The sequence below is a fragment of the Mycobacterium sp. UM_11 genome (assembly GCF_001414075.1).
Taxonomy (GTDB): domain Bacteria; phylum Actinomycetota; class Actinomycetes; order Mycobacteriales; family Mycobacteriaceae; genus Mycobacterium.
Genome location: NZ_LATC01000067.1, coordinates 16,097 through 27,956 on the forward strand (window position 1 = coordinate 16,097; position 11,860 = coordinate 27,956).

At 68.2% G+C, this 11,860-nt stretch carries 10 protein-coding genes and 1 pseudogene; 7 read left to right on the forward strand and 4 right to left on the reverse strand.

Translation table 11 applies throughout. The annotated features are described in order from the left end of the window. The first annotated feature begins 13 nt into the window (after positions 1-13). From WU80_RS16845 to WU80_RS16855, 3 genes are read left to right on the forward strand one after another with little or no spacing between them, the layout of a single operon-like run. Entirely contained in the window at positions 14-2,347 is a 2,334-nt protein-coding gene (locus WU80_RS16845; protein WP_055401507.1) for a CaiB/BaiF CoA-transferase family protein, read from the forward strand. After that, entirely contained in the window at positions 2,344-3,108 is a 765-nt protein-coding gene (locus WU80_RS16850) for an SDR family NAD(P)-dependent oxidoreductase (protein WP_055401505.1), read from the forward strand. The genes WU80_RS16845 and WU80_RS16850 overlap by 4 nt, the downstream gene beginning before the upstream one ends. Before the next feature lie 19 nt (positions 3,109-3,127). Continuing rightward, complete coding sequence (locus tag WU80_RS16855) at positions 3,128-4,459, forward strand: hypothetical protein (protein WP_231633840.1); 1,332 nt, start codon at positions 3,128-3,130, stop codon at positions 4,457-4,459. On the opposite strand, the gene WU80_RS16860 is transcribed toward WU80_RS16855, so the two are convergent. From WU80_RS16860 to WU80_RS16875, 4 genes are all read right to left on the reverse strand, one after another. Further along, positions 4,456-5,337 carry an antibiotic biosynthesis monooxygenase gene (locus tag WU80_RS16860; protein ID WP_055401503.1) on the reverse strand — a complete coding sequence of 294 codons (882 nt, stop codon included), beginning with the start codon at positions 5,335-5,337 and terminating at the stop codon, positions 4,456-4,458. The two genes, WU80_RS16855 and WU80_RS16860, sit on opposite strands and share 4 nt — an antisense overlap. A gap of 86 nt (positions 5,338-5,423) precedes the next feature. Beyond that, entirely contained in the window at positions 5,424-6,425 is a 1,002-nt protein-coding gene (locus tag WU80_RS16865) for a VOC family protein (protein WP_055401501.1), read from the reverse strand. 20 nt (positions 6,426-6,445) lie between these two features. Beyond that, positions 6,446-7,291: an alpha/beta fold hydrolase gene (locus WU80_RS16870; protein ID WP_055401499.1), complete on the reverse strand. Its 846-nt coding sequence runs from the start codon at positions 7,289-7,291 to the stop codon at positions 6,446-6,448. Positions 7,292-7,302: 11 nt separating this feature from the next. Continuing rightward, positions 7,303-8,850, reverse strand: coding sequence for a bifunctional 3-(3-hydroxy-phenyl)propionate/3-hydroxycinnamic acid hydroxylase (locus tag WU80_RS16875; protein ID WP_055401497.1), 1,548 nt, complete (start codon positions 8,848-8,850; stop codon positions 7,303-7,305). A 92-nt stretch (positions 8,851-8,942) separates the two neighbouring features. On the opposite strand from WU80_RS16875, the gene WU80_RS16880 reads away from it, so the two are divergent. The 4 genes and pseudogenes from WU80_RS16880 to WU80_RS16895 all read left to right on the forward strand — a co-directional run. Beyond that, on the forward strand, positions 8,943-9,602 hold the full coding sequence (locus WU80_RS16880; RefSeq protein WP_055401495.1) for a TetR/AcrR family transcriptional regulator: 660 nt from the start codon (positions 8,943-8,945) through the stop codon (positions 9,600-9,602). Further along, a complete protein-coding gene (locus tag WU80_RS16885) occupies positions 9,599-10,387 on the forward strand; it encodes a 2-keto-4-pentenoate hydratase (RefSeq protein WP_055401493.1) in 789 nt (262 codons plus the stop codon). The genes WU80_RS16880 and WU80_RS16885 overlap by 4 nt, the downstream gene beginning before the upstream one ends. Beyond that, positions 10,387-11,355 (forward strand): acetaldehyde dehydrogenase (acetylating), encoded by a 969-nt coding sequence (locus tag WU80_RS16890; protein ID WP_055401491.1) that lies wholly within the window; start codon positions 10,387-10,389, stop codon positions 11,353-11,355. The genes WU80_RS16885 and WU80_RS16890 overlap by 1 nt, the downstream gene beginning before the upstream one ends. Next, positions 11,352-11,860: pseudogene (locus WU80_RS16895) on the forward strand (4-hydroxy-2-oxovalerate aldolase); the annotation flags it as partial. The gene WU80_RS16890 and the pseudogene WU80_RS16895, both read left to right, overlap by 4 nt.

The window sequence follows — 11,860 nt, forward strand, 5'->3', positions numbered from 1 at the left end:
TGGGAGAGCTCGCATGCCGGCGCTGACGGGTTTCCGGGTCATCGAGCTGGCCGGGTCCGTCGCGGGGGAGTACTGCGGAAAGCTGTTGGCCGACTTCGGCGCCGAGATCATCAAGGTCGAGGCGCCGGAGCGCGGCAGCCCGACGCGGGCGATGGCGCCCATCCTGGCCGACGGTCGCGACGGCAGCGGGCTGTTCGCGTACCTCAACACCAACAAACGGTCGGTGGTGCTGGATCTCGGTTCGGCCGCCGGCGTCGAGACCCTGCACCGGCTCATCGGCACCGCGGACGCGGTCATCGACGACCGCGACGACGACTGGTCACGGCGACATCCCGATGTGGTGTTCTGTTCGATCACCCCGTTCGGGCGGTTCGCGGCCGCCGAGTTCGGCAATGCCAAGAGCATCAACGTCTTCCACGCCAGCGGTTGGGGATACCACACGCCCAGCCACCCGGATCCCGCCAAACCGCCCCTGCAGGGGCCGGGCCGGTTCCTGGCCGACTACGAAGCCGGACTCGACGCCGCGCTCTGCGTCGCGGCGTCGCTCTTCGGGCGCCTGCACAGCGGCCGCGGCGAGTCCATCGACCTCTCCGCGCAGGCCGTGCTGGCCTCCCGCGCCGACTGCATCCTCGGCCGATTCATCACCGGCGAGGTGACCGCGCAGGGTCACCGAGGCGACTACGACCAGGCCGGCCCCGCAGCGTTTTTCGCGTGCGCCGACGGTTACGTCTACCTGTACATGACCAGCCTCGCCCATTGGGTGGGCCTGAAGGAACTGCTGGGCCACCCGGACTGGCTGGGCGCGTTCGAGGACGATTGGCTGGAGTTCTCCGTCACCGCGGAGAAGGTCGCGGCATTTCGGCGCGGCTTCGCGGCGTGGGTCCGGGACCTCGCCAAGGACGAGGCGTCCGACCGGGCGCAGCGCCTGGGCGTGCCGCTCGTGCCGGTGAACGGCGCCGCGGACCTGCACGAGTCGGCGCAGTACCGCCACCGGGGGTTCTTCCAGCCGGTCGGGCACCCCGTGCTGGGCGACGTGGCGTATCCGACGGTGCCCTACAAATTCAGCGCCACCCCGGCCCGAATCACCTCCGCCGCACCGACTCTCGGCCGGCACAACCGGCAGGTGCTGGATGGCCTCGACACGCCGCGCCCGCGGCCGCGGGTCACGTCCGCGCAACTCAAGCCGCCCCGGGAGCCGCGCGGCGGCCCACTGCAAGGGGTGCGGGTCGTCGAGCTCACCAAGGTGTGGGCCGGCCCCTACGCGGGCAAGCTGCTGGCTATGCTGGGCGCCGAGGTCATCAAGGTCGAAACCGCGGGCAGCCCCGAGGAGATGCGCGCCTACGGCGGGACCGACATCGACCACGCGCCGTACTTCTTGAGCATCAACCCCGAAATCCTCAGCGTGGACCTCGATATCAAGTCCGCGGAGGGCATGGCCAGTCTGCGCGAGTTGATCGCCCGCAGCGACATCGTCATCAACAACCTGCGCCCTGGAGCGTTGGAACGCCAATGCCTGGGGTATTCGGCGCTCACCCGGATCAAGCCGGACATCGTCTCCGTGTCGATCAAGATGTGGGGCAATGACGGACCGCTGGGCCACCAAACCGGCTACGCGCCATGCTTTGCCGCCCTGGCGGGCGTCGCCTCGCTGGTCGGCTATCGCGGTGGGCCGCCGCTCGGAACGAGCATGCGCTACGGTGATTCGACCGTCGGCGCGGCGGCCGCGTATGCGGCCGTGGTGGCGCTGCTGCATCGCGAACTCACCGGCACCGGGCAATTCGTGGACCTCTCGGCCGTGGAGACACTGTCGTCGATGATCGGCGACCGCCTGTTCGAACAGGCGCTGACCGGGCGGCCGCTCGGCCCCGACGGCAACGATCACCCGGACATGTGCCCGCACGGCTGCTACCCCTGCGCGCACGGCGCCTGGATCGCGGTGGCCGTGGCCGACGACGGGCAGTGGCGCGCGCTGTGCGACGTGCTCGGCGCCGAATCCCTGACCCGGGAGCGACGCTATGCCACCACTAGCCAACGGCGTTGTCACGCCGAAACACTCGACGCCGAGCTCGCACAGCTCACCCGAAACCACGATGCCGAGCAACTCGCCCACCGCCTGCGCGCGGCGGGGGTCCCGGCTTGCAAGAGCGCCACCTCGGTCGACGTCATCGGCGACCAGCGGCTGTGGGACCGCGAGCTGTATCGGTTCGTCAGCGATCACCGCGAGGGCCAGCGGCCGATCGTCGGGCCGCCCTGGCGCATGGCGCGGAACCCGGCCCGCATCGCCCGGGGCGCACCGGACCTGGGCGAGCACACCGAGTACGTGCTACACGAGATACTGGGCACATGACGGGGACACTTGCACGCACCACGGCCTTGGTCACCGGCGCCAGCAGCGGCATCGGCGCGGCGACGGCCAAGGCGCTGGCCGCCGAGGGCGCGGCGGTGGCACTGCTCGCGCGGCGCGCGGACCGGCTCGCCGAACTGACGGCCGACATCGAATCCGCCGGTGGCACAGCGCTGGCCGTGACCGCCGACGTCACCGACGCCGAACAGGTGGCAGCGGCCGTGCAGCGCACGGTCGCGGAGTTCGGCCGGCTCGACACCGTGGTCAACAACGCCGGCTTGATGCAATCCGGTCCTGCGGCCGAAGCGTCGCTGCGGGACTGGGACGCCATGGTGACGGTCAACGTGCAGGGGGTCCTGTATGTCACCCGCGCGGCGCTCCCGCACCTGATCGACGCCGCGGCCGACTCGCCGCGCGGGGTGGCGGATCTGGTCACCATCAGCTCGACCGCCGGCTGGGTCGCCCGACCCAACACCGCCGTGTACTCGCTGACCAAATTCGGGGTGAACGCCTTCAGCGAGGGGATTCGCCAAGAGGTGCTCGGCAAGCGGGTGCGGGTCGGCGTCGTGGGCCCCGGAACGGTCGATACCGAGATCTTCAGCCACCTCGCCGAGCCGTCGCGGGAGGCGTTCGAGCGCCAGACCGCCGGCATGGTCAAGTTGCGTCCGGATGACATCGCCGACGCGGTGCTGTTCATGGTCACGCGTGATCGCCGGGTGGCCGTCAATCACATGTTGGTGCGAGCGGCCGAACAAACCTGGTAATCAATTGACTTCGCATTGGGTGGTCGGGGACCACTACGGGTTTGCGTTTCCGGCTGACGCGGCGGCGCTGTACGCCGGCGGGCCGCGCTTTCTCACCGAGGCGTTTCTGGCCTCGGGGGCGATGCGGGACAACAGCGTCAGTTGCGTCACCGATTTCCGCGAGGTCACCGGGGGCAGCACCGGCCGAAAAGTCATGCTATCGGTCGAATACGCCAAGCCCGCACCGAACCTGCGCACAGATTTGTTCGTCAAGTTCTCGCGCGACTTCGACGACCCGGCGCGCGATCGCGGCAAGACACAGATGGAGCCGGAGGTGCGGTTCGCCGCGCTGGCTAGGGCGCCGGGTTTTCCAATCGCGGTGCCCGAGCCGCAATTCGCCGACTATCACCGCCGCAGCGGCACCGGGATCCTGATCACCGAGCGGATTCGATTCGGCAACAACGGAATCGAGGCCCAGTACCACAAGTGCCTCGACTACGAGATGCCCCGGCCCGTCGAGCATTACCGCGCGCTGCTCACCGCGCTGGCCCGGCTCGCCGGCACCCACCGGTCCGGACGGCTGCCGGCCGCATTGACCGAACACTTCCCGCTGGACGTGGCCGCGGCGACGGTGGGGGAGCGCGCGCCACTGTCGGCCGACAGACTGGAACGCCGGGTGGACCAACTCGCCGCATTCGCCCGGGGCCGGCCGGGGCTGCTGCCCGCATGTTCGCCGGAACTCCTCGCGCGCCTGCGTGCGGATGTGCCGCGTGTGGCGCGTCACGAGCACACGATCGCGGGCCTGCTGGCCGGTGACTCCGACTACGTCGCCCTGTGCCATTGGAACGCCAACATCGACAACGCATGGTTCTGGCGCGACACGGGCGGCGTTCTGCGCTGCGGCCTGATGGACTGGGGATGCGTCGGGCAGATGAACCTGGGCATGGCGATCTGGGGAGCCATGTCGGGCGCCGAAACGGGGCTGTGGGAGTCCCATCTCGACGAGCTGCTGGAGCTGTTCGTGGGCGAGTTACGTCGTTGCGGCGGGCCGGAACTCGATCCCGCGCGGTTGCGCCGGCACACGCTGCTGTACGCGGCGTCGATGGGCGTCGCGTGGCTCCTGGGCGTGCCCGCGTTGATCGGCAGGCGATTCGAGGCCATCCCGGACAGCCGCAAGCACCCCCTGATCCGCGACGACGAGAGCGTGCGGGCACCGCTGCAGATGCTGTCGAACCTTCTCTTCGTGTGGGAACGGCATCGCGTGGGCGCGCTGCTCGATGACATACTCGCCGACGGCGGCATGACGGAGTCCGCCCCACCGGCGCGTGGCCCCGACCGTCCCATCCGGCCCGACATTCGGCCGATGAGTTAGGTCAGCCACCCTCGTAGCGCACGGGTGATCAGCGGCATCACGAGCCATGTCAGGATCGCCACGTTCGCCACCGCGGTCAACGGCACCACGGCCCACAATGGAAGGTCGGGGACGGTCGACTGGCGGACGGCGGTGACCAGAAGTGAGACCGGTATCAATCCGGCGATCACGGCGATCGCTTGTTTCCATTGTTTGGGTGCCGCGCCCGGCGGGCTAAACCAGCCGGCGTAGCCACCGACGACGTTGACGGTTCGCTCGCTTTCGGTCAGCGCCGACATGGCGCGCAGAATGTCCCGGCGTTGCGCAGACCTCATCCAGCGGTCGAGATCGTCGCGCGTGTGAAAGGTCAGCAGTGCCACCGTGTCCGGTTGAGCGCCCGCGACGGCCGGGATGAGTTGGTGGCGGATAAGACCACCCAGCGAGCCGGCGGCCGACACGGCATTCTCGTGGAGCTCGCGGTGGGCCTTTTCGGCTCCCTGGCGTAAACGGACAGCACTGATCAGGGTGACGCTATCGGTTCGGGGTTGAACGATGCGTTGCTCTATAGGCCGATCCACAAGATATGCGTCGCATTCAGCGATCAAGGCCGCGCGCTGTGCAGAGCACAGCCACGCATCAAGGTCTCGTTCTGACCGAAACTGATAGATCACCACCCACTCGCACGGGTGGTTCTCGTCGGGTGGCTGCACGCTCATGCCGATGTAACCGGAAGACCGCTCGATTGCCCGGCGCAGGCGGCGCAGCCAGCGTCGAAACCGCCGGTGTTCGTTGTCGGTTACTCGCCGCGATATGACCACGGTGGCATAGCCGGGACCGTGGGATGTCACCGCGCCGGCTTCTCGTTCCAGATGTGCGATCGCGGCGTCCGCGCCATTCATCGACGACTCCTTATGACTGATGAAACGCGTCGGGCACGGAGGCGGCGGCGTTGGCGCTCATGACGACACCATCCACCTCGCTTACCTCAGTCGTCGGCGATCGGCGGGGAACTGAGCGCGGGGACCGTCGCTTCGCGGTGCACCGCCGACCTCGCCGCCACGGCGAACATCTCGAGCTTGTCGACCACCGTCTGCCCCTCCGGCTTGTGCCCCCAGATGCTGATGCCCTGGTGGGTCGTCGGCTTCCAGACGGACTCGTCGACGACGATCGGGTTCCAGCCGACCTCCCACTCGAAGCCCGACGGGGTCATCGCGTAGTACGACAGTTCCTTGTCGTTGGTGTGCTGCCCGACCGACATCGTCATCTCGAAACCCAGCGCCTTGACGCGCTGATACGACGTCACCATGTCGTCGAGCGTGGCGACTTGGACGTTCACGTGTTGCACCCGCGTGCGAATCGGGTTGACGGGCAACATATTCACGGATGCGATCGCCACGGAGTGGTGACGTTCGTTGACGCGCAGGAAGCGGACCTTCAGCTTCAGGCCGTTGATCGTCTCGTCGATGTAGTCCGACAGGCGCGCGTTGAACACGTGGTCGTAGTAGCCCCGCATGTCGTGCGGCTTCTTCGTGAAGATCGCCACGTGGCCCAGGCCCCCTGCGCCGGTGACGAACCCGCTGCCCGGTATGTCCAGCGCCAGCGGCGCCGTGCGGGCGGTGGTGTACACCTCCTGGGCCAGCCCGTTGGGTCCGGGGAACCGCAGGAAGCGCTCCACGCCGCGGAGCTTGGCGTCGTCGTCGGAGCCCTCCACGGCCGGCACGCCGTGGTCGGTGACCCGCCGGCAGATTTCGTCGAAGGTGGCGTGGTCATCGAGATGCCAACCGAAGGCGACGACGTCCTCCGCCGGCCCCCGCCGCAGCAGGAAGCGACATTCGTTGGCGTCCAAGCGAAACCGCATCGTGTCGGGCAGCATCTCGTCGAGGTGCATGCCGATCGCGTCGCGCCCGAAGCGCTTCCAGTCGGCGAACTTGTTGGTTTCGATCACGACATAGCCCAGGTGGACGTTGCCGAAGATGTCAGTGGTCATGGGGTTCTCCTTAAAGATGGTCAGGCCGTCAGAAACGCGGTGGTGACGGCGTTGAAGAAGTCGGCGCGTTCCCACTGGACCCAGTGGCCCGTGTTCGCCGTGATGAGCACGTCGGCGTTGGGCATCCGCTCGCCCAGCATCGCCGCGCCGCTGGGCTTGTTGACCTTGTCGTCACGTCCCCAGATAACGAGCGTCGGGGTGGCCAGGTGCTTGAGCCGGCGGTCGCGGGTGAAGTCCATGCGCCACAACGCCTTTGGGCTCGTCGGCCGTTGCAGGGGCGGATTGGCGACGACCTCGGGCTCGATCGACGACCGGTAGCGCGACTCGATCAGGGCCTCCGGGACGGATTCGCCGTCGTACACCAGATACGAGCGGATGAAGGTGCGCAGCTTGTCGGGGCTGGGCCCGTCGCCGCCGTAGTACGACAGCAGGCTTTTCAGCCCCGCGGTCGGCAGCCCACGGCTCGTCCCGACACCGCCCGGGCCCATCAGCACGAGTTTGTCGACCCGATGCGGGGTGTCCAAGGCGAGGCGCAACGCGCAGGCACCGCCGAGGGAGTTGCCGACCAGGTGCGCGCGCTGGATGCCGAGTTGGTCGAGCATGCCGCGGATGTGATCGGCCACGTAGCCGAACGGATCGTCGCGATCGACCCCCTTGGACGAGCGGCCGTAGCCGGGCATGTCGGGGACGATCACGCGGAAGTTCTCGGCCAGGGGCTCGATGTTCTTCGAATAGTTCGACACGCCCGACGCGCCCGGCCCGCCGCCGTGCAGGAGGACCACCGGTGGGCCGTCCCCAGCCTCGACGAGGAAGATGTCTTTCCCGTTGACGCGCACGGTGCGCTCGATCATGGTGTTGCTGGTCATCGAATCCGTCCTTAAACCTTCAGCCCGGCCGGGGGCCCCGGCAACCGCTGGTCTTCCTTTGCGGCGGCGTACACGAACCCGTCGGGCCGCACCACCACCACCGACGCGCCGCGCTTGTCGAGCCAGCGCGTCAGAATGCCGTCGGCGTCCACGACGCTGTCCGCGCTCGGAACGGCGCCGGGCACAAGGATTTTCAGGACGGGGACGCCTGCCTCGCGCCACTCCCGCAGATCCGGGGCCGGCCCGAGGTGCAGCACGGTCCAGCGGCCGCCGATGACGTCGTCCAGGCGGACGGCGTCACCCTTCTCCTCGACCACCCACGGCTGCTGGATGAGCCAGCCGACGGCACCGTTTCCGTTGTGCGCCAACAAACCCTTCTGGTAACGCGCGTCGGGCAGCCAGCGGTGCTGGCGGAGCCAGGACGTGAACCCCGGCACCTTGCTCGCGGTGCGGAAGAAGTGGTTGCGCACGGCGGCGCGCCGCGGGTCGCGCTGGATGATCAGCTTGCCCGTCTTGACCGCGCGGTTGGTGACCTCCTTCACGTGTGGCATCCGCTCGGCTTGGTAGGTGTCCAGCACCGACTCGGGCAGCGACCCGTTGAGCACCGCGGCCAGCTTCCAGCACAGGTTCGCGACGTCGCGGACACCGGCGCACATGCCCTGACCGATCCACGGCGGCATCGCGTGGGCGGCATCGCCGGCCAGGAAGACGCGGCCGACGCGCCACCGGTCGGCGAAGCGCACGTGGTGGCTGTAGCAGGCGAACCCGAGGATCTTCACGTTGTCGGGCGAAATGCCCTGCCGCCTCAGCACTTTCCAGATCGCCTCCTCGGAGAGGAGGTCCTTCTCATCCTCCTCGTCGCGCACCGGGAACTCCCACCGGTGATGGCCCAGCGGGGTGGGGCAGTCGACGGTCGGCCGTTCGGGGTTGCAGTGAAAGCGCAGCCGGTCGTGGCCGGGCCATTCCTTGAGCACCTTGGTGTCGATGACGATCCAGCGCTCCCCGTAGGTGCGCCCGCTGAAACCGATGCCCAGCTGCCCGCGGATGAAGCTCGACCCGCCGTCCGCGGCGATCACGTACGACGCCCGGATCCGCCGGAACTCGTCGGCGCGAAGATCGGCCAGCATGAGTTCGACGTGCTCGTCACGCTGGACCACCCGTAGGCACTCGTGCTCGAGCATCACCGTGACGTTGGGGAAGCGGTCCACCCCCTCGCGCAGCACCTTCTCAAGCGCGGGTTGGTAGATGAACTGCTGGGGCGGGTGGCCGTTGCCGCGCGACACGGGCAGGAGCCGCACGAACGGCACGCCATTGGCGTCGACGAAGTTTGCGCCGTTGCCGGGCTGCATGTCGGCATTGAGCCGGTCGGCCAGGCCGACCTGTTGCCAGATGCGCACGACCTCCTCGTCGGTCGAGATGGCCCTGGCGCGCGTGTAGATGTTCGGATCGCGCTCCACGACGACGACCTTGAGGCCCAGCTGGCCGAGCAGGTTGGCGGCGGTGACGCCGACCGGCCCGTACCCGACGATCGCTACGTCATAAATCGGTTGGTCTGACATGAGGGGAACCTTCGGAGGAGAGGTTGTTAATGTAGTGCTCCATACAGTAAGCTCTCGATAGCGTGATCGTCAACACCTGAGAAGGAGGGAATGTGGCACAGAAAAATTCGGCCGGCGCCAAAGCCCCCGAACCCCGTGCTCAGCGGCGGACGCGCGCCAACGGGGAACAGTCGCGCGAGCGGATTCTCGACGCGGCGACCGAAGTCGCCACCGAGCGCGGCTACGACGGCACGACAATCTCACTCGTCAGCAAGAAGAGTGGCCTCCCCCCGACCTCCATCTACTGGCACTTCACCGACAAGGACGACCTGATCGCGGCGGTGATCGAGCGCAGCTTCCAGCGCTGGCTGGCCGAGCTCGACCTGACAGAAGTGACGCCGGACCGCGAGTGGATGACGGAGTTCGGCGGCCGGGTCGCCAAGGCCCTGCTCGATGCGCCGGACTTCCTCCGCCTCGGGCTGATGCTGAGCCTGGAGCGTCGGCCCGTCGAACCGCGCGCGAGGGAGATGTTCCTCGAGGTGCGCGATCGCGCGTTCCACCGGTTCGCGGAGATGGTGCGGCAGATTGCGCCGGAGCTCGACGACGAAGGTGTGCACCTGCTGACCACCTACGCGATCGCCGGCGCCGACGGGCTGTTCATCGCCAAGGAAGTCGGTGGCGACTCCGTCGACCTGGCCAGGTTGTTGGACCTGCACGTCCGCGTCGTCTTCGACATGGCGGCCAAGCTGCTCGAGCCCGGGGACTCGGCATGACCGTTCAAACCGCCCAGCTGACCGACGTCGCTCAACTCCTCTACGACGCCCAGAACAGCCGCGTACCGATCGCGCCGCTCACGGAGACACACCCTTACCTGACCGTGGCCCAAGCGTATTCGGTGCAGCGCATCAACATGGCCCGCTACCTCGCCGAGGGTCACGCGCTGCGCGGCCACAAGATCGGCATCACCTCCGCGCCCATGCAGGAGCTCCTTGGCGTGGACGAGCCCGACTTCGGCTACATCCTCGACAACATGGTGCTCCCCGACGCCGCGACCGTGCCGGTTACCGCGTTCTGCGCGCCGCGCGTTGAACCCGAGGTCGCGTTCCTGATGCGCGCGCCGCTGCGCGGGCCGGGCGTGACGATCGACGACGTGCTGGCCGCCACCGAGGCCGTCGCCCCGGCGTGCGAGATCGTCGACAGCCGAATCGCCGACTGGCGGATCACGTTGGCGGACACCATCGCCGACAACGCCAGCTCCGGCGCGGTGGTGCTGGGCGAGTGGGTGCCGATCGGCCGGGCGCCGGCGCTCCCCGAGACCACCGCCACCCTCGCCGTCAACGACGCGACAGTTGCCACGGGCGCGGGCACCGCCGTGCTGGGTCATCCCGCCGCCGCCGTCGCCTGGCTGGCCAACGCGGTCGCGGAATACGGCACCACCATCGAGGCCGGCGAGCTCGTCATGTCCGGCTCGTACACCACGGCCGTGTTCGTGGCCGCCGGCGACCGCGCGTCGGCGACGGTCAGCGGACTTGGTTCCGTCAGCGTGAGTTTCGAGTGATGAAGGGCAGTTCAGTGAGTAACGAACGATATCCGGTCGCCATCATCGGATCCGGCAACATCGGCACCGACCTGATGATCAAGGTTCTCCGCAGCGAGGGACCGCTGGAGATGGCGGCGATGATCGGCATCGACCCCGCCTCCGACGGGCTGGCCCGGGCGAATCGCCTCGGCGTCCCGACATCGTCCGAGGGCATCGAGGGCCTGCTGGCGATGCCCCACTTCGACGACATCCGGCTCGTTTTCGACGCCACCAGCGCGAGCGCACACGTCAAGCATTGGAACATGCTGCGCGACAAGGACGTTCGGGTCCTCGACCTGACGCCGGCGGCCATCGGGCCCTTCTGTGTGCCGGTGGTGAACCTGGAGGACCACATCGACGCGCCGAACCTGAACATGGTGACGTGCGGGGGGCAGGCCACCGTGCCGATCGTCGCCGCCGTCAATGACGCGGCTCCGGTGTCGTACGCCGAAATCGTCTCGTCCATCTCGTCGAAGTCGGCCGGCCCGGGCACGCGCGCGAACATCGACGAGTTCACCGAGACGACCGCCACCGCGCTCAAAGTGGTTGGCGGAGCGCAGCGCAGCAAGGCGGTGATCGTCCTCAACCCGGCCGACCCCCCGATCCTCATGCGCAACACCGTCTACTGCCTGGTCGAGGGCGACTGCGACCACGAAGCCATCGGCGTGTCGATCGCCGAGATGGTGGAGCGGGTCGCCCGGTATGTGCCGGGCTACAGGCTCACCAAACCCGTCCAGTTCGAGACGTTCGACGCCGACCGTCCGTTGCACATCCCGGAGACCGGGAAGTTCATGGGCACCCGGGTCACCGTGATGCTGCAGGTGACGGGCGCCGCGCACTACCTCCCCGCCTACGCGGGCAACCTCGACATCATGACGTCGGCCGCCCTGGCCACCGCGGAACGAATCGCCGCGCACTCGATGGCGACTGTGGGAGTGAGGAAATGAGCAAGCCGCTGTACATCAGTGATGTCACGCTGCGTGACGGCATGCACGCCGTGCGACACTCTTACACCCTGGAGCAGGTCACCGAGATCGCCCGGGCGCTCGACCAGGCGGGGGTGGACTCGATCGAGGTCGCCCACGGCGACGGGCTGGCCGGCTCCAGCTGCGTCTACGGATTCGGCGCCCACACCGACCTGGAGTGGATCGAAGCCGTGGCCGGGACCGTAGAACGGGCCAAGGTGGCGACCCTCGTGCTGCCGGGCATCGGGACCGTCCGCGACCTGACCGCCGCGCACCGGGCGGGCGCCAGCGTCGTGCGCGTCGCGACCCACTGCACCGAGGCCGACATCTCCGCGCACCACATCGTCGCGGCGCGTGAACTCGGCATGGACACCGTCGGTTTCCTCATGATGAGCCACATGACCACCCCGCAGAAGCTCGCCGAGCAGGCCGTCGTGATGGAGGGATACGGGGCCGGGTGCGTCTACGTCTGTCTCTTATACACATC

Excerpts from the sequence above, each read along its gene's own strand:
- WU80_RS16875 (WP_055401497.1), bottom strand. The coding sequence starts at position 8,850 with ATGTCAGACCAACCGATTTATGACGTAGCGATCGTCGGGTACGGGCCG.
- WU80_RS16845 (WP_055401507.1), top strand. The coding sequence starts at position 14 with ATGCCGGCGCTGACGGGTTTCCGGGTCATCGAGCTGGCCGGGTCCGTC.
- WU80_RS16865 (WP_055401501.1), bottom strand. The coding sequence starts at position 6,425 with ATGACCACTGACATCTTCGGCAACGTCCACCTGGGCTATGTCGTGATC.
- WU80_RS16870 (WP_055401499.1), bottom strand. The coding sequence starts at position 7,291 with ATGACCAGCAACACCATGATCGAGCGCACCGTGCGCGTCAACGGGAAA.
- WU80_RS16890 (WP_055401491.1), top strand. The coding sequence starts at position 10,387 with ATGAAGGGCAGTTCAGTGAGTAACGAACGATATCCGGTCGCCATCATC.
- WU80_RS16860 (WP_055401503.1), bottom strand. The coding sequence starts at position 5,337 with ATGAATGGCGCGGACGCCGCGATCGCACATCTGGAACGAGAAGCCGGC.
- WU80_RS16850 (WP_055401505.1), top strand. The coding sequence starts at position 2,344 with ATGACGGGGACACTTGCACGCACCACGGCCTTGGTCACCGGCGCCAGC.
- WU80_RS16885 (WP_055401493.1), top strand. The coding sequence starts at position 9,599 with ATGACCGTTCAAACCGCCCAGCTGACCGACGTCGCTCAACTCCTCTAC.